We start from the raw sequence: 22,954 nt of genomic DNA, 5'->3' as shown, positions 1-22,954 counted from the left end.
AAGTCATGCCTGTTTGATGTTAATCTTAGTGCAAGTCTGATAGCAGACAGCAAGAAAAATATGCTTTATAATCAAAATGATTTACAAGACTGGTATAAGAAGGTCGATATACATTTTGCATAATAATGGCAGTAACTGGCGGTAAATATGTGTATGAGAGCAATGGTCTATATTGTTTTGGAATCATCGCAGCGCCGCTCAATCAACCTTATCACCAACTAAGAGACGTAAACGGATGAACTTTTCGAGACAAGCCTTATTGGGCATTGGGATGATTCTAGGCGGTAGCGTGATGTTATACGCCATGGTGCAGCAGATTGGCGAGAGCAACCAGCCACAGCCAACATCAGCGATGATAGAGAAACCAACGACCGAGCAAGAATCTCCGCAACCGCTAACGACTGACATTGAGACAGAAAAACGTATCCTTGCGCAAAAGCAAAAAGAACGTGCTGCTCGTGTTGCCGAGCAGGAGAGACGCGCACAGGAGTTTTTGACAGAACAAGAAGTGGCTGAAGCAGAAGCGTTGGCCAAAGCCCGCGCTGAAAGCCAGCAGTATGTCAAAAATATCGCGGCGACAAATGAACAGAGTGAGAGTTCAGAAGACGTAAAAGACACAGAAAAAAGTGTCAAAAGTAAGGAAGTGCAAGATGCTGAAAAATTGGTTAAGGCAGCCGATGATGCAGTGAATGAAGCCAAAGCAAAAAAGCAGGCGGAAGATGAGCAGCAACAAGCCAAAGCAAAACAAGAAAAAGCCGCTGCTGAAAAACTAGCAGAAAGTAAAAAAGAAGCAGAAGCGAAAAGACAAGCGGACGCTCAAGCTGCGGCCGAAAAAAAGAGAGAGGCAGCTGAAGCGGCTAAAAATGAACCACCAAAATCGCCCTCTGATTATCAAGTCAAAAAAGGCGATGGGCTGATTAAGCTTGCAAGACAGTACAATATGCCTGTCGAAGTCTTGGCTCAAGCAAATAACATTTCACCATCGACCTCATTACAGCTGGGTCAAAACATTACCATACCTTCGCGTAATCAAGTGCAACGTCTGGAGCGAGAAGCCGCTGCTGCCGAAAAAGCAGCTGAGGCTAAGCGAGACGCTCAGCAAAAGCTTCGTGAGGCTCGTCAAGAAGTCAAAGAAACCGATGCGAAAGGCAGCTTTGGGGTGCAAGTAGCACTCGCAGATAATCAGGCCAAAGCGGATCAACTAGCGAAAAAATTCAAAGAGGCTGGATATCAAGTGAAGACCAGTCCGACCAGTCGCGGTGTACGCGTCATTGTTGGTCCTGAACGTGGAAAGGTCGCCGCATTGGCACTAAAAGATAAGATCAATAGTGATTCTAACGTCAATACGACCGGTGCTTGGGTGCTTTACTGGCGTTAAGCTATAACTATAGACTCAGCGACTGTCGTCAGAGATTGATGAGTAGATAAGTGAGATATTTTCTTTAGTACTGACTTGAATTATTATTTAATGATCAAAACACGACATTCGCTGTCGTGTTTTTTGTTTTATCGTTTGCCGATTGGCGCAAGCTTGGTTACGATGAGCACCATTTTTATTACTCATTTTTGTATAACCTGTCAGCCTATAAAGGTTGCCCTGTGGTGATCAGCCGATCATTGACTCTTCAGAGTTGTGAGGGCTAGCCGGTCACTGTTATATTGTATAAGGTAAAACCATGTCATTTGGCGCTATATTTTTAATCTTGGCCGTTGGGTTTTTAGGGCTGATTACGTTACCAAAGCTATTGGCGAAACGCCCAGTCGTAGAGCCTGACCCAAAGCCTGTGCGCGGTGATGAGCTGGCTATCTGGCCATTTGCCCCAATGCCAATCATGACCGACACTGAAGTGATATTTTTTAATAAATTAAAAAATGCGCTGCCAGAGTATCATATCTTCGTGCAAGTTCAGCTGTCACGAATCATTGAAGCCAATAGTGACGAGACATCCGAGCGCAGTTTTTGGTTTAATCGTATCTGTCGCCAGAGCGTTGATTATGTAATCGTGGATGTTGACGCTCAGACCACGCTAGTTGCCATCGAGCTTGATGACTGGACACATAGCAGCAAAGCGCGGCAAAAAGCCGATGATAAAAAAGACAAAGCCCTGGCGAGTGCAGGCATCGCCATCGTTCGTTTTCACGCTGAGCGTATGCCTAGTGCCGATATGCTGAGATACGAGCTAATGCAGGTGATAGAGAGTTATTAAGCATTCTGTGAAAGCTGTCCGATTGTTAAGACCAGAATATTATCTAAGCAGTTTCATCTTAAAACTTTAGGTTAGCTAAATTTATTCATCGATCTGGTCTGAGTGCCTTGGATAAATAACGATTGGTCGATTACCTTCAAAATATAAACCTGTCCTAGGTGGCTCATTATCTGACCAAACTATCGGCTGCTGGCGATTATCATAAGCATTTCGCTCATCATGAAAGTCGCGCTTAGTGAACCATTCAATATAATGCGCGGCTCGCAATGCAGTGGTGTCAATCGTCGCAAGAGCGGCTTGATCTCTCTTATCACACCACTCATGCATCGGAAAGCTCGGCGTTAGCCAATGAGGACAATCATAATCGCCAAGGTTGGTTGTGTTTATCGGTAAAAAGAATCGTCCTTTGATCACACCATAGCGCTTATTTATTTTTACCTGCCCGTGATTTTCTGTATCTACCCACACCGCTCGAAACTGCTTGGTTTGCATGTGCGTCATTTTGCGCTGTAGATTATCATTGGAGTTAATCCCCACCCAGTTCACAGGCTCAAAAGGTACTGATCCCATAAAAAATTTAATGGCTAGTTCCCAATGCTCCACCAGCCTCTCTTCATGGTTGTATAAAATTAAATCTAGCTCACCGACAGTCTGCTTACCATTGTACAGCTGTACATTATTAGCCAGGGTCTCATACGGATGCAGATTACGCGCAAACCCATCCTCTAACCAAAACGATAGTAGTCCCTCAAAGTGAAAGCCCAATCGATTGGGACTAGGGCGTTTGAGTAAATAGCGGGTCAGCTCTTGATAGGCGGCAGTGGTGTCTAGCTCTGTTAATCGTTGCTCATACGCTTCAAACTGTGTCTGCCAAAATTGTGCACTATGCACAGCAACGGTATGTGTGCTCTGATGCGGTGCAAAGTCTAGCCACGTGGTCAAGACATTAGGACATGCCAGTACATAAGCCAAATCGCGCACGTAGGGCCGCTTATACGCTTCCCAAGGTGCATCATCTATGAGGCGATTATGTGTGGGTTTATTGATAGGCTCGGGCATAGGATAAACCATCATTGTGGTGAGGCATTTACCCTAACGGCTCGCTCTATAAAAGTCTATAGGACACGAGTATCTGCTAAGGTAGCGCTCAATCTCTTGGCGTTAAAATATGATATTAATGTGATGAATATGAATGCTGATATCAGTAAAATTTAGCACAAAAAAAAGCCAACCATTGAAAACAATGATTGGCTTTTCTCTTTACTGCTATGTTTGGTCGGAACGGCAGGAAGTAAAGTATTGGCTGTAAGCATTGGTACTAAAGGTTTTATGTTTTATGAAAATAAAATATACCGCAAAATATACCGCATTATGCAAAAGTCACTTAGCTTTTAGCCCTCATTTGGCTGTAAAAAGTAAAGATAACAGACGATAGGTTATGGTTATTAGGGTCATCATTATTATCAACATGCCAGCAACTTAGGCGTACTTTTTTATACTTGCACTTTGTTTGCATGGGGTTAAATTGCTGATTGCTGCACGCGCGTGATTAATAGCATTTTAAGCCGTGCAAAATAGGTGCAAATATCGTGCATATGTATTGCGTTTTCTTTGCATCACCTCACATTTAGATACCCTCAATTTGAGGATAACCACCATTGGCGAGTGTGCTAAATAGATGCGTCCAGTTTTGGGTGTATCTCGTTACTTACTGAGTAAACGCTTATGCAAAAGTCGCGCATATCTTAAGCGTTTTTCGTGCGTTTTCTTTGCATATATCGTGCATTATTGCACTGTGATTGATTGCGTTTTTAGTGCGTTTTTGTGCGTTTGGGGTCTTATTTAATTCCCCCCATTGGTGGTTATTTATTTGAGCCAGTGGCGATAATTAGCTTTCATCGTGCCAGCCCCTTAAATTTATTACTGTAATTTGCTGATACTAAAATCAACTTGCGCTTTGCTTGCATGGGGTTGTCTTGCTAAACGCTCTTGGTGCGTCATATTTATACCTTGAGAGTAGTATTAATGTGCGCCTTTCGTCTTTTAATCAGGTACAAAAAAAGGCAGACGCTAAACGCCTACCTTTGATTATTTTTTCTGTACCCTATGTTTTTGCATGGGACAGACGGGACAGACGGGACAGCCCTTACGTGATATGGCTTACAGCCGTCCCGTTTATGTTTCTAGCAATGGGACAGACGGGACAGAAAAGTTAAAATGCAAAATCCTGTCCCGTTCGTCCCGTTACGGTTTTTAGCAATGGGACAGCGCAATCCCTTGCTGCATATAGCTTGTCCCGTTCGTCCCGTTTGTCCCGTCCTTTTTCATAGGTTCACAACAAAGTATGTTAGCAGTAACCGCATAAACAGACGGGCGTTGCTTGCCACTAAATAAAGTATCAGGCGCTTTATAGGTTTTACGATCACCTTGATTGAGTAGTAATAGGTTGGCTTCCTCTAACACTTGTAAGACTTTCTTTTTACCAAAAGGCGCACATACGCTATCAAAAGTTCCCTTAGAAAAATAATAATCCCCTGTTTCCATATTGCGATAACCTACACGGTTGGGGGTTCTTTCCTCAAAGTCTAAGCGCGTGTTTCTATAGCAAGGTTGAAAGCGACTTGATCCATGCTGTTCAATAAATGCCTTGATATGGTCTATGATTTGGCGCTGCTCATGCTCACCATCACGCCCATAGTTATCAAGCCAATTATCTAAGCATGTCATAACGGCTGTAGTAGCTTGTCCTGCTTGCCAGCCTGTTATGTCTGCACCTGTTGCCATTTCACCAGCAGCAGCCACAATAGCGAACCTTCTAGCTACTCTATGCGCTTGTGGTGCAAGGTCTGTGTATTGGCTCATAAAGTCACTGACAAGCTGCTTAGCGGCGGCTGTGGTCGCTGCTTTGTCGCTGGTAATGTGATCTAACCATGCCATGCCAGCTACACCATAGTAAGTGTGTGATAACTCCTTGATCTTATCGGCTTGTGCTGCGCCTGTGTCTGCTAGTACCAAACTATCAAACGTTTTATAGCCTTTGCCAGCATCAGCATCTATATGCGCCACTCGAACCTCAATACCTGCATTAGTTTTTTGTCCTGCTTGTGCCATGAAGTTCTGTAGCGACTCCTCGCCATTAGATAAGAAAATAATGCGCCATGTCTTAGCAGTGCGGTTATGTCCTGTGGTGGTGCTTCTACCTTTAGGCTTTCCATTAGCTAGCATATAAGCCGCTTTACCTATTATTTTAGGGTCGCTTTCACTAATTTCATCGAGGGGTAAAAAACTGTCGTTATGCTCGCTTGCTGTGCCCTCCAATGCGTTGTCAGTGCTGCGCCATGTCTTACTGTAGTTATCAGGATTACCCCATACACTAGCAGCTACTTTAAGCGATAAAGACTTGCCCATGCTTGATGATCCCAAGATATGAAAACCGCCCCCGTCATCATCAAGCAATTCCAGTAATTGACCAGCAAACGCGCAAGCAATAGAGAAAACAAAACGGCTCTGTTCGGCTAGTGGTTTGCATAATTCATCACGCCATTGTGCAAGCGTGCCTTGCTGGGCTATGGTGCTATTGATTGCATGGGCAGACTGGTAAACAATCAACTCCTTGCCATCGTTGCCTATCGCACCATCGGGTAATATATATTGCTCACCATGCCAGCCCAGCTTATCCACGCATAACGCCCGTTTGTGAATAGGGTAGTCCTGAATATAGGTGTCTAAGTAATTGCGCTGTTTGGGGTTGGTGGTAATGTTCAATCCTTGACTGGCTAGCTCTCTACGATACTCACGGGCATCACCTTGTAATAGCGATGACGGCATTGCCCATTTATGCAGCACGTTATCATCATCACGCCATTGTAATAACCGCCCCCATGTAACGCTGCTTTTGTCCCGTGTCTTAGCGATAACCTCAATCGGTGAACAAATAAACGCCTTAAACTTAAAGGTTATGTTTGCTGGGTCGTCATCGTTATACTTCACAAAAAACAGTCCGTCATGGTATAGCTCAAAACGTCCATCAGAATAAACCATCGGTTCATTAAGCTGTGGATCATCGCGCCATTCAGGATAGTAAGCAGTATCTTTTAGATTAATGATTTGGCTATCATCATCTGCCAGTATTGCTTCATAGCTGTTATTAGCATGTAGCATCGTGACAATATCAGCCATAGTAACCAATGCCCTAGCATTCACACCTGCCAATAGGTTTATCATGCCTTTATCAGTAAGTGTCATCGGTACGGTTAGCAGTGATCCGCTACTCCAATGCTGTACCATCTTTTTAAAGCACTGCCTTGTTTTTTGAGGGCTAACAATAACGGTCTTATTACTAGCCATCAGGCACGCATAAGCATCTATGCCATTATCTAAACCATCAAGGGCTATCAACTCATTGGCTCTGTTAGTGTCACCAATGACGATAGCGCCATACCCTGTAGGGTCAATGACAATGGGCTTAGCTTTGCTGTTTGGTGTGTAGAATATTGCACCTACAATATCGCCTTGTTTATCGGTCAATCGTAAGCCTATCGTGCCATCTGTCGGTACTATTGATGCGTCACCTGTAGTAAGATTGTCTGTGACGTTAAGCAAGCTATTAGGCGGTAGTAGGTCAAATAGTTTCAGCAATAGCTTATCGTTTGCCAGTCCTTGTCGTGTGACTGCATCAAAACTATTCATTACCAATGTAAAGCCTGTGCTAAATGCACGGGCTTTTTCTTGGCTGTCTGTTTGTGGTGTGGTGGTCATCTTTTCCCCCTTGCTTGCGGCTGGTTCGGCTTGCGCTCGGCTCTATATTTCTTGTAGTAGCTCTTACGCTTTGCATACTTACGGCTTTGTTTTGGCTGTGGGTAAAGCTTCATAATTGAACCCTCCACATGCTGCAAATAATGGCAAGTTTTGTGGTACCTGCCAGCCTAAAAAATACGCTTTTCAAGGGGTGAAAATAACCAGCTAAAAACTCATTTATTTTCGGCTGTAACGGGACATAGGGAATAATTTTTGACGGCTTTTGGTGAGCATTTAATGGTCGATTTGAACGGGTTAAATTACTCATTATCTACCCCCACCTTGCTGTAACCAGTCATTGCTAGAGGTTCGTTAATAATATCCAGTTGAGTGCGGAGTATGTCCTCCCATGTGTTAGTAGCGTCATGTGCCAAACGTGCCATAGACTTAACGGCTTCCCCCTCTATCTTGCCGTAGTAGATAAGCCCTAGCAGATAACCAACATCATGTAAGGCATTGGCTGCCCCGTAAATGTCGCTAGTAATGTGAGATAGGTCATGTGACGACATAGTGACGACTATTTTGTCGTCTGCTTCGGTGGTGTCTATTACTTTGCGTTGATCGGCTTGAGTAGTAAACCTGCCGTTATATAGCGTGGCTATCGCTTGGCGGTTGGCTTCGGTATCTTGGAATAATGACGGTTGATAATCGCCTGTTTCTTTGTCGCGTGACGGGACAAAATAACCTTTATTATCGTAGTAGATGTTGCTGCCATCGTGAGTAAGTGCCAATAGGTCACGCTTGCCGTATGGGTCGGCTGTCAGCACAAACGAGGTAAAGCTTAATGATGGACATAGAACACTGTCACCAGCTTTGAATGTGGCTAGTGTAGGGGTGTTTTGAGTGTTTGAGGTCGTGCGGATTGAATTACCCATGATGGATAGCTCCTTGTAGTTTTTGAGTTAATGCCACGCTATACAGTAAAGATATAGGGTGACGGGTCTTACTCTCGGTTCTACAAGAAACCGCCCTGCATATTCGCCTTACGGCTATTGTATTTTGCAGCGTCAACCCGTCATAGTCGGTTAGCAAGTGATTTGCTATAGATATGAGGGAATGCCCCCTTGATGCGCTTAAATGCGTGTTTGGGGCTGTGCTTGATGGCATAGTGACAGCTTGAGAGGCTGGGCTATTATCAGGCACAAAAAAAGCCAAAAAGTCACGGCTGGCTTGTCCGCTTGTAGAATTTGAGAGGTCTATATAGTAACCGCTGTTATCATCGGTTGCAATCTGTTTTGCGCTGGCTGGCTTGCAAGTCACCAATGACAGTAGTAAGCCAATGCCAGCCACCCATGCCATAAAGATAGTAAACCTTAGCAGTAAGCCACGCTTGCCAGCCTGTGCCCCGTGCTGGGGCTTTGGATTGGTTCTAGTCTTATCACTCATGGTCTGTTACCTCCTGCTTCGCTGTGGTAAGCATGTAGTCTAATTCGTCAGTAATGCCCTCCAGCGACTTTGACGCAGCTCTTAGCGCAGTTATGACGGTATTAATAACGCCACCTGATACCGCGCAATCTACTTGCACGGCTTGCAATGCCATTGCTAGATGACTGGTATCAATATCGAGTAGCACTATCTGCTCATTGATACTTTCTAGCTGGTCGGCTGATACTGATATTTGATTACTCATTGATTGATACCTCGTCTTGTGTGATTAGCTCGCCCATGATGTCCGCGCTCATTTTGCTGGCGTGTTCGCTGTGTGCCAGTAGTGCAGAACGTACCGCCACAATCACGCCTTTGCTTGCTGGGTCGCTGGTTTCTATCAGGTTCAAGGCATAAGCAAGGCTTTCACAATCATTCGATATGTCTTGTATGTAATCGTCCACATGGCACAGCGTATAAGTGTCCACTGCCACTAGGCGCGGCTCTAGGACTTCTAACTGTTCGGTTACGCTCATTTAGTTCACCTCACTATTAGATAGTTCGCTTTCAAGTAAGGTTTGTTCATCAAGCCAATAAACCGAAAAACGCTTGTCGTTATGGGTGACTATCTCGCTTTGAATGACTAAGCCCTGACTTCTCAAGTCATGTATGCGCTGTGCTAGGCAAGTGATTTGATAGAAGCGGTAAGCGTCCCATGTGGTAATAGTTGCGCCTGTCATTAGATGCGCTCTAACAATCTCTATTTGGGTCTTGGGTGCTTGCTCATTGGTAACGGGTGCGGTTGCTGTAGTAGTCATGGCTTACACCTCCTCGCTAGTGGTTGAGGTGTGACTTTCCAGCCACTCGATTACATCAGCATTGCGCCATGCCGTCATAGTAGGGGATAGTTTTACTGGTGCTGGGAAGCGTCCATCGCGTGACCATGCCCATAAGGTGCTGGTACCAAACGGTAAGAATGGTATTAGCTGGCTGGCACGGCTCATGCCTTGCGGTGGTAGATATTTGACGTTTAGGCTTTCGGCTATTTGTTCAATGCTGTGTGCTGTGTCATCAGCGAAAGCGATAACGGGATTATCTATATTGATGTGGTCTGTCATGTCAATGACTCCGTACTAAGTGCCACTACGGTAGGTAATGGCTTATCTTGTATGGGTCTATGTTAGGCGGTGGTATTGGCTATCAGGCAAGTGCTATTGCTATGACGTAAGGGCAATAGTATTGATATGAGGGCATTAAAAAACCCTTGATAGACAAGGGTTCATTGACCTTATAGCAATAGATTAAAAATCTAGCTATCTTTTATATTTTCCACCACTTCGCGCATCGCTATGACGGCAAACTTTATCAATATTTAATGCTAAAGCGTCCGATATACCATCAAAGTTATCTATTATCCATTTTGTAATAGTGCTTTGTTTAGGTGCTGGCTGGTCAGGGTGGTAGTTAATCCAAAACTCTGTGATAACTGCATTCATTATGTTAATGGCTGGTGTGGTGTATAAAGCCTTATTATTGATAATGGCTTGTTCAAAATCTACCCTAGCTTGTGTGAGCTGGCTATCGAGGTCTACTATTTTGGCATTGGCGGCTGCCAGCGACTCTCTAAATTGTTCAATGGTTTCAGGTTCGTCATACGCTACTGTTGGGTTGCCCATCTTAAAGCTATCAGCAGATTGATCCTTTGCCTCTATTTTTTCTAGTGCTTTTTGATAATCATTAGTGATCTGCTTAATGGTCGCTTGTGCATCTGTTAGCTGTGCTGTTAGCTCTTTAACCTGTGTTATTGGGTCGGCTGGCATATTGTCGTTAAAGTCTTTGTAAATATAGTTATTGCGTGCCAGCCATACCTTGACCTGTTGAGCTGGGATATTTTGCGTACCTTTAAGCGGTACCAGTTCCTTTGACTCCAACGCAATGTCAACCATTCGCCAATGAGTAAGATACTCCTCGTCTTGTTTTATAAATTCTGGGTTCTCGTTAATGATTAAGCATACCAACTGGTCATGGGTAAATAGCGCGTAGGTGATTAAAATCTTTTGATTGGCACCTAATTGTTGATGCTTTAGCGTGCTTGTTTTAGGCTGATTGCTATCTGTAATATCAAAATGCAGTAAGTCTTTTAAAGGTTCAAAGCTTAGTAAGTCGGATATTTTAAAAAACGAGTGCATATTATCAAAGGTAAATTTTGTTACTTGCCTCCTAACGTCATCGCTTAATTGTTCTAAACTTTTACCGTTATGGAATATCCAGTCATCGGCACCAAAGATCACCGACATTTGAATTCCAGTCAAAAAACACTTTATAGACTTATCGTTTAAATCAGCCTTTATTATCTTGTAGTTCCCATCAATATAGTAAAAATCTTTATCAGATAGATCATGATGTAATAAGTAAGTAACTACCTCATAAACTGGCTGATTATTAAGCCCTGATAGATGACAGAGAAAATCCCTAAAGCTAATATAGTCATTTATCGGCTCTATAAGCCTATCTATTAAACTCATATTCACACCCCTACACCCTTAAATCAAAATAGGTGCAAGGCAGTGACAGCATAAGGGTGTGAATAGCTGTCGTTCGGGAGCAACCCCTAGCCTTGCATGGTCGTTGTCACATGGCGTTACCCATGCTTCTGTGCTTGTTGTTTGAAGTTACCGTGAATGACGTTATCAATCTTGCCAGCGTAGGCATCATCAATGAAGTTTGCCCACTGGTGCATCATGTCTGTTCTATATTTTAAGTGCTGCGCCCCGTTGTATGCTTTGCTTACTTTGTTCTCTTTCTCATGTGCCAGTTGCAGCTCTATAGCTTCGTGCATAGCGCCTTGCTCATGTAGGGTAGTGCTGGCAAGTCCACGGAAGCCGTGCCCTGTCATACGCCCTTTATAGCCCATGCGCCATAGGGCAGTGATAAATGCGTTTTCACTATATGGCTTACGGGTTGTGGTATTAAAGAACACATACTTGTCCGAAAGTCCTAGCTGTTTAATCTGCTCTAAAATTGCCATTACTTGAGGGGCAAGCGGTACTAGGTGCGGTCTATCCATTTTCATCTTGTCGGCTGGTATGCGCCATATTTTGGCTTGATAGTCTATCTCGCTCCATTCCATAAAGCGCAATTCTTGCGTCCGCACGAACGTATAGCACAAGAACCAAAAGCCTAGCTTCACCAGTAAATCACCACCATAGGCATCAATGTCTTGAAGTAGTTTAGGTAACTGCTGGCTAGTCACACGGCTATGATGCTTAACCTTATGCGGTTTTAAGGCTATGGTTAGGTCGTTGGCTGGGTTATGAGTTACTAAGCCCTCACGTATGGCTTGCTTGAATATCTGCCCTGTTTGACGCATTGCACGCCTTGCCATATCGGGTGCGCCCCTCGTTTCGATAGCTTTACCAATGGCTAAAACATCAGGCGCGGTTATGTCCTCTATGTTCATGTGACCAATGAAAGGCTTAATATCGCGCTGGTACTGCGAGTAATCACGGCTATAGGTCTTAGGGGCAATATGGGCTTTGCGGTCGTCATGCCAGCGTTCTGCTATGGCATCAAATGCCTTTGTACCGTCAGTGTCGGCTTGCAAGCGTTTCTTATCGTGCTTAGGGTTGATGCCTTGCTTTATCAGGTCTTTTATCTGTTGGTTGCGCTGGCGAGCATCGGCAAGGCTCATTGCTGGATATTTACCAATGGTTAGGCTTTGGCGCTTGGCTGCATACTTATAGTCACTTACCCATACCTTGCTACCTGTACTACGCACCCATAAGCGTAGGTTATTACCATCACTATATTTGTCAGGTCGGCTAGGGGTGCAAGTATCGGACGGCTTAAGGCGTTTGATTTGGCTATCAGTTAATGACATGACGGTATATTTCCATGACGGTATAAAATATACCGTAAAATATACCGCACTTTGACATGGATTACCATGCTTTATGATGGGCTATAGTGTAGTACATAACGTTTGAAACGCCCATAGAAAAAGGGCAGACGGTCAATGACGGTCTGCCCTAATATAGTGTTTGGTCGGAACGGCAGGATTTGAACCTGCGACCACTACACCCCCAGTGTAGTGCGCTACCAGACTGCGCTACGCCCCGAATGACTGACTATTTTACGCAAAATTATGTATATTGCAAGGGCTATTTATATTAGTCAAAATCTACAATACCATTCTGCCTAGTATAGTCAGTCTAATTGCTACGCTGCTCGTGTTAACCCAACAATTCTTTTAGAATTTGGTTCACTTGCTGCGGGTTAGCGCTACCACGACTGGCTTTCATGACTTGACCGACCAGACCGTTAAAGGCTTTTTCTTTACCACCGCGATATTCTTCAACCATCGCTTCATTTTTTGCGATGACTTCTTCGACCATTGCTTTGATAGCGCCCGTGTCAGTCTCTTGCTTGAGGCCTTTGTCTTTGATGATTTTATCTGCTGCATCATCGCCATCGCCGCCTTCGCGCTCATATAGCGCACTAAAGACTTTTTTGGCCAATTTGCCAGATAGCGTGTCATCTTTGATACGCTTCAGCAGTCCTGCCAATTGTTTGGCGCTGATAGGGGAGTCGATGATGTCGGTGTCATCTTTGTTCAGTGCGCCGAGCAAGTCGCCCATGACCCAGTTACCAGCCATTTTGGCATCTTGCTGTCCGATTTCAGCCACTACATTTTCGAAGTAATCGGCAATTTGACGACTACCAGTCAAGATACGAGCGTCGTATTCTGACAGACCAAGCGCTTCTTCAAAACGTGCGCGACGAGCGACCGGCAGCTCTGGCATCGCCGCTTTGATCGCATCAACGGTATGCTGCTCGATACGGACAGGCAACAAGTCAGGGTCAGGGAAGTAGCGATAGTCGTTGGCGTCTTCTTTGGTACGCATGGTACGCGTTTCATCACGCTCTGGATCATATAGCATGGTCGCTTGAACGACTTTGCCACCATCTTCTAAGATATCGATTTGACGTTCGATTTCACGATTGATAGCACGTTCGATAAAGCGGAACGAGTTTAGGTTCTTTAGCTCGGTACGCGTACCGAGATCAGCGCCTGGCTTGCGCACAGAGACGTTACAATCGCAGCGGAATGAGCCTTCAGCCATTACGGCGTCTGAGATACCGAGCCAAGTGACCAACTGATGAATGGCTTTGATGTAGGCCAATGCTTCATTCGCTGAGCGCATGTCTGGCTCAGAGACGATTTCGATCAGCGGCGTGCCAGCACGGTTCAAATCCACACCTGTCATACCATCAACAGCGTCATGGACAGACTTGCCCGCATCTTCTTCTAGATGCGCGCGGGTGATACCCATACGTTTAGGGTATTCGTTCTTTTCGCCCTCATTGACCACGACATCGATGTAGCCTTCACCCACGATAGGATTGGCCATCTGGGTGATTTGATAGCCTTTAGGCAAGTCAGGGTAAAAGTAGTTTTTACGGTCAAACGTATTAAACAGACCCAGCTCAGCATTGACACCGATACCGAATTTTAGCGCGCGATCGACCACACCAGCATTTAGCACTGGCAATACGCCAGGTAGACCTAAGTCAACGATACTGGCTTGGCTGTTTGGCTCATGACCGAAGTCAGTCGGCGCACTTGAGAATATTTTACTTTCTGTGTTTAGCTGGCAGTGAATCTCGATACCGATGACCACTTCATAGCCATCGACAAATAGCTCTTTACGCACGGCGTGTTCACGGACGGCATTGTTATCAGTAGTAGCTGTACTCATTATACCGTCTCCTTTGCGATGGTAGAGTGTTGTAGGTGATGATCAGTATGCTGCTGGAACAGGTGCGCAGTCGTGAGCAGTTGACTCTCTTGCCAATGCTTACCGATTAATTGCAAGCCAATAGGTAGGCCTTCTGTCGTCAAACCTACTGGCTGACTGAGCGCAGGTAGACCCGCTAGGTTGACCGCGATGGTATAAACGTCGCCTAGGTACATGGTCGCAGGGTCGAGGTCTTCTGCCAGCTTATAAGCTGCGGTCGGCGCGGTGGGACTGGCGATGACGTCACAATTGGCAAAAGCATCATCAAAGTCTTTGACAATTAAGCGGCGGATTTTTTGTGCTTTAGTATAGTAAGCATCGAAGTAACCAGCAGATAACGCATAAGTCCCTGTCAAGATACGGCGCTGTACTTCAGGGCCAAAGCCTTCAGAACGTGAGCGTGTATATAGATCGATAAGGTCGGTTGGGTTTTCACAGCGATAGCCAAAGCGTACGCCATCGAAGCGTGATAAGTTCGAAGACGCTTCGGCAGGTGCTAGCATATAATAGGTGGCGAGCGTGATTTCAGGGTCAGTGATGTTTACTTCTACAATCGTTGCGCCCAGCTCTTCGTATTTCTTTAAAGCGGCACGTGCTGCTTGTTCGACTTCGCTATCAAGCCCTGTACTGAAATATTCTTTAGCCACACCAATACGCAAACCGTCAAATGGCTTATCACCAGCAGCAGCCTCTGCATCATTGATGTCTTGTACGTAGTTAGGCATATCGTATTTGATAGAAGTGGCATCACGCGGATCGTGCCCAATCATTGGCTGTAGCAAATAAGCACAATCTTTAGCGCTGCGTCCCATGCTACCCGCTTGATCCAAACTTGAGGCATAGGCAATCATACCAAAGCGTGACACACGGCCATAAGTAGGCTTGATACCGGTTAGGCCACAGAATGAAGCTGGCTGACGAATAGAGCCACCCGTGTCACTACCGGTAGCAACAGGGACAAAACCTGCGGCAACGGCAGCGGCACTACCACCTGATGAGCCACCAGGGACGCGCTCTAGGTTCCAAGGATTCTGTACGGTGCCGTAGTATGAGCTACTGTTGTCTGAGCCCATCGCAAACTCATCCATATTGAGCTTACCTAAGCTAATCATGCCAGCTTTGTCGATGTTAGAGACGATAGTCGCGTCATATGGTGAGACAAAGTTATGCAGCATCTTAGAGCCACAAGTCGTTAATACGCCTTGGGTACAAAAGATGTCTTTGTGCGCCATCGGTACGCCAAGTAATGGACGCTGATCGCCTTGTGCACGCATCTCGTCAGCGGCTTTTGCTTGTGCACGTGCTGTCTCAGAAGTATGCGTGATAAAACTATTGATCTTGCTGTCTAGCGCATCGATACGCTTGATGTAATGCTCGGTTAATTCTGCGCTGCTAAATTGTTTGTCTTGCAAGCCAGTAATTAGCTGCTCGGTACTTAATAAATGAAGTTCAGACATAAGGTGTCGTCCGTCAAAATGTGAATAACATAAAATAAAATGGGGTCATGAAGAGGGCGTAACGATATCAGTTAGCCAAAATATTAGTCAGCCTCGATCATTCGATGACTTGTGGCACAAGATACAAGCCTTCTTCGACAGCAGGCGCGACGGACTGATTGCGCTCGCGATTGATATCGTGTTTGGCCACGTCAGCACGTAACTCTTGGCAAGCTTCATGGATATTGGCTAGTGGTTTGATGTCTGTTGTATCAACGTTAGATAAGGTATGCATCAATTTTAATACTTTACTGATATCGGCGGCATAGCTATCGGCCGTGCTTTCATCGACACCCAAGCGTGCAAGGTTGGCCACTTCTAGGATTTCTTCACGGCTGACAGTGTTGTCAGACGTTGCTGATTGCTGAGACATAGTTTCTCCAGTTAAGGACAGTTTTTGTTAGAGTAGGGATAAGGCAAATATATAAGCGCTCAAATGTAATTGGCTATAAAGTTGGCTTATTATAAAGCATCTGACCCAAGTTTACAGAGTATGAGGCTTGATTGATGCACAATATCAATCAACATCCGTATCAATCAGGGCAGAGTGCCGGCATAGCAATACGCAAATACTTGCAAAACTGACCGCATAATTCATGATTGATTTTCAATTGCTTCCCAATTAGGTTCTAAAATACGTTACAGTATGCACCTACTACTAAGCAAAACAATTATCTGCCTGTAGAGCCTTGTTAGTTATCACATTAAAAGCAGTTTCATTGAGTTGAATGATAGTCACTACTATTTCAAACTTTGTAACAACTTTTAGCGTCTCAGACAAAAATCCTTGCTTACTGATGCAAATACCTATGTTTTTTTTGAGCTAAATCGGTATAATTTAGCTCAGTTTTTCATTTCATCATTATTGCTTAGGTTTGACTGGTTGCGATGATTCACTTTCGCTCCCGTTAATGTCTAACGACGACCTGCTCAACACTGACGAGTAACACCTCAGTCAATCTCATTCGCCTCATTCGTAAGACGCTGGATATATTAGTCATGAACCTGTTTGGATTTTTATCAAATAATATCGCTATCGACCTCGGTACTGCGAACACCCTTATTTTTATTCCTAATAAAGGCGTCGTACTTGACGAGCCTACGGTGGTCGCATTACGAAGCAATCGTACTCAAAACCCGACCGTCGCTGCTGTGGGTATCGATGCCAAGCAGATGCTGGGTCGTACGCCTGCCAATATCACAGCGATTCGCCCGCTAAAAGACGGTGTGATTGCTGATTTTGAAGTGACGCAAAAAATGCTAAAACACTTCATCACTAAGGTAAAAGCCAAGCGTTTTATGGCACAGCCTAACGTGGTGGTTTGTGTACCATGTAAGTCTACCTTGGTTGAGCGTAAGGCGATTCGTGAGGCAGTATCATCAGCAGGCGCGAGCAAAGTATTATTGCTAGAGGAGCCAATGGCTGCGGCTATCGGTGCTGGCATGCCTGTTCATGAAGCCAGTGGTTCTATGGTCGTCGATATCGGTGGTGGTACAACTGAGATTGCTGTTATCGCGCTATCTGGTTGCGTCTATGCTGAATCTATCCGTATCGGTGGCGATATGTTTGATGAGGCGATTATTACACACGTGCGCCGTACGCATGGTTGTGTGATTGGTGAGACGACCGCTGAGCGCATCAAAAAAGAAGTTGGCTCTGCATTGAATGAAAATAGCCAGCTAGAAGTAGAGGTTCGTGGTCGTAGCATGGCAGAAGGCGTGCCGAAAACCTTTATCGTCAATTCAGAAGAAGTACAAAAAGCATTGACTGACCCACTAAGCGGTATTATCAGTGCAGTCAAAGTCGCTCTTGAGCAAACACCGCCAGAGTTGTCATCAGACATCGCAGAGCGCGGTATCGTATTGACGGGTGGTGGCGCATTGCTACGCGATCTTGACAAGCTTATCTCACAAGAGACGGGCTTACCAGTGACGGTAGCAGAAGACCCATTAACTTGCGTTAGCCGTGGTGGTGGTATCGCCCTTGATTTCATCAATAACAAAAGCTTGAACATGATTTTTGTCTAAATAGTTTTTGCTCATGAGCATGGTTTCCTTGTTAGGATACCTATAATGCCTCATGGTTTATGCATCAATCATTGATGTAGCCGATGCGATCACAAGTAAATAACATTAGAGGTAGCCAATTGCGCTGCCTTTAATTGCATTAATCCATGCTAGAACCCAATATCACCGATAAACATTCATGCTCTAAATAAGTGCTATTGCTCATTTTAGAATTCTTAAATCAGACGACTTATGACTCCAAGTATTTTTGCGCGCCAAGCACTATCACTTCGTAAGACTGCCATCGTGTTGATAGCGGCCTTAATTCTGATGTGGTTTGATAGCAAAAACTCGGAGTGGTTCAATCCAGTGCGCAGTACCAGCCACGCCGCTATGCAGCCTATTTATGAGCTGTCTTTATTGCCAAGCTATGCCACGCATTGGGCGAGTGGTAGCATCCAGTCAAAAGAAGCACTACGCCGCGAAAACATGCAGCTAAAATCACAACTTATTCATGCACATGCCAAACTGCAGCAGCAAGATTATATCTTGGCACAAAATGCGCGCTTGCAAGGGATTTTATCCACCACAAAGCCTGAGCAGTTTGATTTGAATTTGGCGCAAGTCATTGGTACAGATACCAACTTGCTTAGACAGATTGTCGTACTCAATAAAGGCAAGCAAGACGGCGTGCAAGTTGGACAAACGGTCATTGATGAAGATGGTATTTTAGGACAGATCATTAACGTCTATCCTAATACGAGCCGTTTGTTATTGATTACAGATGAGCAGCAGTCAGTGGCTGTCACTGTCAAACGTACTGGTCAGCGGGCTATTGTGACAGGCCAAGGTATCCCATCTGCACTGAGCCTAAACTATGTCTTTAAGACTTCAGACGTGCGCGTGGGTGATGAGTTGGTATCATCTGGTTTGGGTGGGCGTATCCCAGCGGGCTATCGTGTTGGCCGTATTGCCCACATCAAAGATGAGCAAGCGGATAATTTTAGAAGCATTGAGGTCACGCCAGCTGCAAACTTTATTGATAATGCGTACGTATTGATACTCCAAGACAAGCTACTCAATAAAAATGACACAGCTATTGGTCAGTAGCAAAGATAAATTAACACTTTATGCAAAACTACCAAATGGCTCATCAATTTTTTTATCCATAGTATCCTATCTATTCAATCAACCATATCACAGTAGCCACTATACAATCGCTAAGGTAAGTACTCATGTCGTATCCTGATTCTGAGAATTCAACGGCACTGTTGATTGTGGTCATTGTTCTAAGCTTTATCATTGCTTCATCGCTCAATGTCTATCCGTTAAGCCCAAGTATGGCAACATTACGGCCCATGATTATGATCATGGTGCTGATATATTGGCTACTGTTCCAGCCGCGCTATGTGGGTATCTTTACCGCATTTACTATTGGGCTTATTGCAGATTTGCTGATGGACACCCATCTAGGACAGCAAGCCTTTGCCGCTGTCGTGGTGGCACTAGTGATCAAAATTACTAGTATCTATGTTAGACAACTAAATACCATCAGCGCATGGTTGATAGCCAGTTTAGGATTAATTGTTTTTCAGCTAAATTTATGGATGCTGCAGATGTTTATCCAAAATACCTTTATCGCAAAATCTGCTTTGTCGCTTATGATGAGTATCATCAGCTGGCCACTTGTCTTACTGGCTCTACGCAAGTTTGCGCGTTAATGATGTTTATTAACTTATATACAAAATATCTAAAAAGTACATACCTCATAAATCTGTAAATGAAGAGAAGAGCGATGGATATCATTTTAGCGTCTGGTTCGCCGCGCCGTCGAGAGCTACTAGCAAGAGCACAGTTAGATTTTAGAGTATTGAGTGTAGATATTGACGAAACGCCGCAAGATGATGAATTACCCAAAGACTATATTGAGCGTATGGTCGCTACCAAAGCCATGGCTGCCATAGAGCAACTAAACGGCACATTAGAAATCGATGAGAACGGGACCAACGAATTAATTATCATACTGACTTCTGATACCATCGGTGTGCTACCAGATGGCAAAACGGTATTGGTCAAACCAACCGGTCATGATCACGCTTATAGCATGTGGCAGCAGATGTCAGATAATATTCATGAAGTATGGACTGCCGTACAAGCCACCAAAATACAGCGGCTACCTAAAGGAACAGAACACAATGCATCAGAGCGCACTCAGGCATTTCAAATTATCGACCAGCAGCAAATTACTGAGCGTACAGCAGTAACCTTTATACCATTGACTACAGAGATGATGAGCAATTATTGGGACAGTGGAGAGCCTGTTGATAAAGCGGGTGGCTATGGTATTCAAGGTTTGGGTGCTGCTTGGGTCAGCCGTATCAACGGCAGTTACACCAATGTCGTTGGATTGCCACTGGCGCAAACGCTGGCCTTAATCAAAGACATGACAGAAGGCAGTGAGGATATCGTTGACCCGTTATAATTATATATGCACATAATGACACGGTAGGGCAATGGGCAATGGGCAAGAGCAAGGCGCATTTGTTACACTGTCAATCTAATAGACGATGACCGTCTGATAAGAAAGCTGAGAGATAAGAGAAAAAACTATGTCCGAAGAGCTGCTGATTAATATTAGTCCAATGGAATCCCGTGTTGCGGTTTTAGATAATGGCATCTTGGGTGAGATTTATATTGAGCGACATCACAAACTGGGTTTGGTCGGCAATATTTATCTGGGCACAGTCGTACGTGTCCTTCCAGGCATGCAGGCAGCCTTCGTTGATATCGGTCAATCGCGAACCGCATTTCTACATGTTAATGATATGCAGCGTGAGCCTCGCCCAGTTGCAGAAGACAAAAGCAAAGCCGCTACAAATATCAAAAAAGATAATAGTGACAATAGCGCCACCTTAGAAACATCCACGGATAGCTTAGCAGTCACGCCACCTGTTGTCAGTGCTCAAAGTACGGAGGTCGTGCCTGTTTCTAAGACATTGATTCAGCATCGATTACACGAAAGCCAGCGTATCTTGGTACAAGTTACTAAAGACCAATTAGGCAGTAAGGGTGCTCGCTTAACGACCAATATATCGTTGCCATCTCGCTATCTGGTTTATCTACCATCAAGCGATCATATCGGTATATCACAGCGTATTGATGGTGAAGAAGAGCGCACGCGTCTAAAAACTGAGCTCAGCAGTTTGATGCAAACGGTCAATCTAAAAGGTGGTCTGATCGCTCGTACTGCCGCCGAGCGTGTCCCTGTCGATAAGCTAGAAGAAGATATTTACTATCTGTTGCAGCTGTGGCGTACTATCTGTGCTCGCCGCCAAGAGATCAATCATCACCAAAGCTCAGAACTTATTTATCAAGAACTATCGCTACCACTGCGCTCTATTCGTGACTTGGTACATGCTGATACCGAAAAAGTCATCATTGATAATACGCAAGTTTATGAGCAAGTCAGATACTTTGCCAAAGAGTTTGTACCGTTCATTTACGATAAAATCGTGCATTATACGGCAGAACAGTCACTGTTTGACGTGCATCGGGTTGAAGATGATTTACGTGACGCATTGAAACGTCGTGTTGACTTGAAGTCTGGTGGCTATCTGATTATTGACCAAACAGAAGCAATGACGACGATTGATGTTAATACAGGCTCTTTTGTAGGCGGTCGCTCATTAGAAGACACCGTTTATAAGACTAATCTAGAAGCCACACATGCCATCGCACGTCAGCTGCGCCTGCGTAATCTAGGCGGCATTATTATTCTAGATTTTATCGATATGCTTGAACAGCAGCATAAGGATGATGTATTAGAGAGCTTACAGGCGCAGCTAACCCAAGACTATGCCAAAACCAAAATTACGCAGGTTAGTGAACTTGGCTTAGTGGAGATGACGCGCAAGCGCACGCGTGAATCATTGGGTCAGCAGCTTTGTGAGCCGTGCTCAACTTGCCAAGGTCGTGGGTTCGTTAAAACCGCAGAGACCGTTTGCTTTGAGATTTTCCGTGAGATCATGCGCTGCGCCCGTACCTATAATTCTCCTAAGAAATTCACAGTAGTGGCTCATGCGGCAGTCATTGATTTATTGCTGACATCAGAGTCAGATACAGTAGCAGATTTAGAGTATCTACTGGGTCGAGTGATTACATTTGACGTAGAAAATCTATATACCCAAGAGCAGTATGACATTGTTTTGGACTGAGATTACTGAGCCTACTGCCAGAGACTTATTACAAGTATCTTGACCAACAAAACAGTTTTCTGAAAATTGAGGTCTTTAATTACGTTAGATATTGCCCTTGCAATACCTAAAATACTCTGTATAATACACACCACTGAATTATATATGCGCAGCTGACTAAAAAAGCTGACGCTATGACAGCTGGAGCATCGTTTCTAGCACTATTTCATTATGCCTTTGCTGACATCCATTATAGGAGAGTTGGCGGGGCTTTAAACTATTTTGCTTTTGGCACGCTATAAGTTCAGATAAAGAACTCATTCTGGTTAAGAACAGAAGGCCGCTTTAAGTGAATATTTAACCAAACTGCTTTTGATCATAGTCTTGCAAACCAAGAATGACGAAAGCACATATTAGGAGCTTGCTGGCATGGCTAACCAGAGAATCCGTATCCGTCTTAAGTCTTTTGATCATCGTCTGATTGATCAATCTGCACAAGAGATTGTTGATACTGCAAAGCGCACCGGTGCGCAAGTTTGTGGTCCTGTACCGTTGCCGACTCGCATTGAGCGCTTCAACGTTCTAACCTCACCACACGTTAACAAAGACGCGCGTGATCAGTACGAAATCCGTACTCACAAGCGTATGGTTGATATCGTTCAGCCTACTGACAAAACTGTGGATGCGCTAATGAAATTAGATTTAGCGGCGGGTGTTGACGTCCAAATTGCTTTGGGTTAATGCACATTACACACCCAACCCATTAATATAAGATATAAAGAGGTCTAAAATGGCGATCGGTTTAGTCGGTAAAAAATGCGGCATGACCCGTGTCTTCACTGAAGCAGGCGCATCTATCCCTGTAACAGTGGTTGAGGTCGATGCAAACCGCATTACTCAAGTAAAAAATACTGATGTAGATGGTTACCAAGCCATCCAAGTCACCACAGGTACCCGTCGTGACAGCCGCGTAACTGCTGCACAAAAAGGTCACTTCGCGAAAGCTGGCGTTAAAGCTGGTCGTGGTGTTTGGGAATTTCGTGTCAACGATAGCGATCTTGAAGGTCGTGAGATTGGCGGTGAGATTCTAG

Annotated in this window: 21 protein-coding genes, 1 tRNA gene and 1 pseudogene; 9 read left to right on the top strand and 14 right to left on the bottom strand. The window is 44.6% G+C overall.

The window, feature by feature from the left end:
• Nucleotides 1–235 precede the first annotated feature (235 nt).
• Together AS194_RS03115 and AS194_RS03110 are read left to right on the top strand one after the other, a co-directional pair.
• A complete protein-coding gene (locus AS194_RS03115; RefSeq protein ID WP_058024016.1) occupies nt 236–1,378 on the top strand; it encodes a LysM peptidoglycan-binding domain-containing protein in 1,143 nt (380 codons plus the stop codon).
• A 298-nt stretch (nt 1,379–1,676) separates the two neighbouring features.
• Nucleotides 1,677–2,207: a DUF2726 domain-containing protein gene (locus AS194_RS03110; RefSeq protein WP_058024015.1), complete on the top strand. Its 531-nt coding sequence runs from the start codon at nt 1,677–1,679 to the stop codon at nt 2,205–2,207.
• A gap of 81 nt (nt 2,208–2,288) precedes the next feature.
• On the opposite strand, the gene AS194_RS03105 is transcribed toward AS194_RS03110, so the two are convergent.
• From AS194_RS03105 to gatC, 14 genes are all read right to left on the bottom strand, one after another.
• Complete coding sequence (locus tag AS194_RS03105; protein WP_058024039.1) at nt 2,289–3,266, bottom strand: DUF1853 family protein; 978 nt, start codon at nt 3,264–3,266, stop codon at nt 2,289–2,291.
• A 1,194-nt stretch (nt 3,267–4,460) separates the two neighbouring features.
• Nucleotides 4,461–6,965 (bottom strand): DUF927 domain-containing protein, encoded by a 2,505-nt coding sequence (locus AS194_RS03100; protein ID WP_083499580.1) that lies wholly within the window; start codon nt 6,963–6,965, stop codon nt 4,461–4,463.
• A 299-nt stretch (nt 6,966–7,264) separates the two neighbouring features.
• Nucleotides 7,265–7,879 (bottom strand): hypothetical protein, encoded by a 615-nt coding sequence (locus AS194_RS03095; RefSeq protein WP_058024014.1) that lies wholly within the window; start codon nt 7,877–7,879, stop codon nt 7,265–7,267.
• Nucleotides 7,872–8,390 (bottom strand): hypothetical protein, encoded by a 519-nt coding sequence (locus AS194_RS03090; RefSeq protein ID WP_058024013.1) that lies wholly within the window; start codon nt 8,388–8,390, stop codon nt 7,872–7,874. Before AS194_RS03090 ends, AS194_RS03095 begins: the two co-directional genes overlap by 8 nt.
• A complete protein-coding gene (locus AS194_RS03085; RefSeq protein ID WP_058024012.1) occupies nt 8,383–8,634 on the bottom strand; it encodes a hypothetical protein in 252 nt (83 codons plus the stop codon). The genes AS194_RS03090 and AS194_RS03085 overlap by 8 nt, the downstream gene beginning before the upstream one ends.
• On the bottom strand, nt 8,627–8,905 hold the full coding sequence (locus AS194_RS03080; RefSeq protein ID WP_058024011.1) for a hypothetical protein: 279 nt from the start codon (nt 8,903–8,905) through the stop codon (nt 8,627–8,629). Before AS194_RS03080 ends, AS194_RS03085 begins: the two co-directional genes overlap by 8 nt.
• Nucleotides 8,906–9,187: a helix-turn-helix domain-containing protein gene (locus AS194_RS03075; RefSeq protein ID WP_058024010.1), complete on the bottom strand. Its 282-nt coding sequence runs from the start codon at nt 9,185–9,187 to the stop codon at nt 8,906–8,908.
• A 3-nt stretch (nt 9,188–9,190) separates the two neighbouring features.
• Complete coding sequence (locus AS194_RS13455; RefSeq protein WP_083499579.1) at nt 9,191–9,487, bottom strand: helix-turn-helix transcriptional regulator; 297 nt, start codon at nt 9,485–9,487, stop codon at nt 9,191–9,193.
• Nucleotides 9,488–9,682: 195 nt separating this feature from the next.
• A complete protein-coding gene (locus AS194_RS03065) occupies nt 9,683–10,894 on the bottom strand; it encodes a coiled-coil domain-containing protein (protein ID WP_058024009.1) in 1,212 nt (403 codons plus the stop codon).
• A gap of 116 nt (nt 10,895–11,010) precedes the next feature.
• Nucleotides 11,011–12,249, bottom strand: coding sequence for a tyrosine-type recombinase/integrase (locus AS194_RS03060; RefSeq protein WP_058024008.1), 1,239 nt, complete (start codon nt 12,247–12,249; stop codon nt 11,011–11,013).
• A gap of 161 nt (nt 12,250–12,410) precedes the next feature.
• Nucleotides 12,411–12,487 (bottom strand) — tRNA-Pro (locus AS194_RS03055).
• A 114-nt stretch (nt 12,488–12,601) separates the two neighbouring features.
• The gene (gene gatB / locus AS194_RS03050) at nt 12,602–14,128 is read right to left on the bottom strand and encodes an Asp-tRNA(Asn)/Glu-tRNA(Gln) amidotransferase subunit GatB (RefSeq protein ID WP_058024007.1); all 1,527 of its coding nucleotides are present in this window, start codon (nt 14,126–14,128) and stop codon (nt 12,602–12,604) included.
• Complete coding sequence (gene gatA, locus AS194_RS03045) at nt 14,128–15,624, bottom strand: Asp-tRNA(Asn)/Glu-tRNA(Gln) amidotransferase subunit GatA (RefSeq protein WP_058024006.1); 1,497 nt, start codon at nt 15,622–15,624, stop codon at nt 14,128–14,130. The genes gatB and gatA overlap by 1 nt, the downstream gene beginning before the upstream one ends.
• Nucleotides 15,625–15,721: 97 nt before the next feature.
• Nucleotides 15,722–16,036, bottom strand: coding sequence for an Asp-tRNA(Asn)/Glu-tRNA(Gln) amidotransferase subunit GatC (gatC, locus tag AS194_RS03040; protein WP_058024005.1), 315 nt, complete (start codon nt 16,034–16,036; stop codon nt 15,722–15,724).
• Between the two features lie 626 nt (nt 16,037–16,662).
• On the opposite strand from gatC, the gene AS194_RS03035 reads away from it, so the two are divergent.
• The 7 genes and pseudogenes from AS194_RS03035 to rplC all read left to right on the top strand — a co-directional run.
• A complete protein-coding gene (locus tag AS194_RS03035) occupies nt 16,663–17,691 on the top strand; it encodes a rod shape-determining protein MreB (protein ID WP_083499578.1) in 1,029 nt (342 codons plus the stop codon).
• A 231-nt stretch (nt 17,692–17,922) separates the two neighbouring features.
• Entirely contained in the window at nt 17,923–18,780 is an 858-nt protein-coding gene (gene mreC / locus AS194_RS03030; protein ID WP_058024003.1) for a rod shape-determining protein MreC, read from the top strand.
• A 125-nt stretch (nt 18,781–18,905) separates the two neighbouring features.
• A complete protein-coding gene (gene mreD / locus AS194_RS03025; protein ID WP_058024002.1) occupies nt 18,906–19,391 on the top strand; it encodes a rod shape-determining protein MreD in 486 nt (161 codons plus the stop codon).
• Nucleotides 19,392–19,465: 74 nt separating this feature from the next.
• On the top strand, nt 19,466–20,152 hold the full coding sequence (locus tag AS194_RS03020; protein ID WP_152978592.1) for a Maf family protein: 687 nt from the start codon (nt 19,466–19,468) through the stop codon (nt 20,150–20,152).
• Between the two features lie 127 nt (nt 20,153–20,279).
• Nucleotides 20,280–21,884 carry an Rne/Rng family ribonuclease gene (locus AS194_RS03015; protein WP_058024000.1) on the top strand — a complete coding sequence of 535 codons (1,605 nt, stop codon included), beginning with the start codon at nt 20,280–20,282 and terminating at the stop codon, nt 21,882–21,884.
• 408 nt (nt 21,885–22,292) lie between these two features.
• Nucleotides 22,293–22,604, top strand: coding sequence for a 30S ribosomal protein S10 (gene rpsJ, locus AS194_RS03010; RefSeq protein WP_010196670.1), 312 nt, complete (start codon nt 22,293–22,295; stop codon nt 22,602–22,604).
• A 49-nt stretch (nt 22,605–22,653) separates the two neighbouring features.
• Nucleotides 22,654–22,954, top strand: a pseudogene (rplC, locus tag AS194_RS03005) (50S ribosomal protein L3); the annotation flags it as partial.

The organism is Psychrobacter piscatorii (assembly GCF_001444505.1).
In the GTDB taxonomy this organism is placed as follows: domain Bacteria; phylum Pseudomonadota; class Gammaproteobacteria; order Pseudomonadales; family Moraxellaceae; genus Psychrobacter; species Psychrobacter piscatorii_B.
The sequence above is the reverse complement of the archived record's forward strand: the minus strand, read 5'-3'. Positions and strand labels throughout refer to the sequence as shown.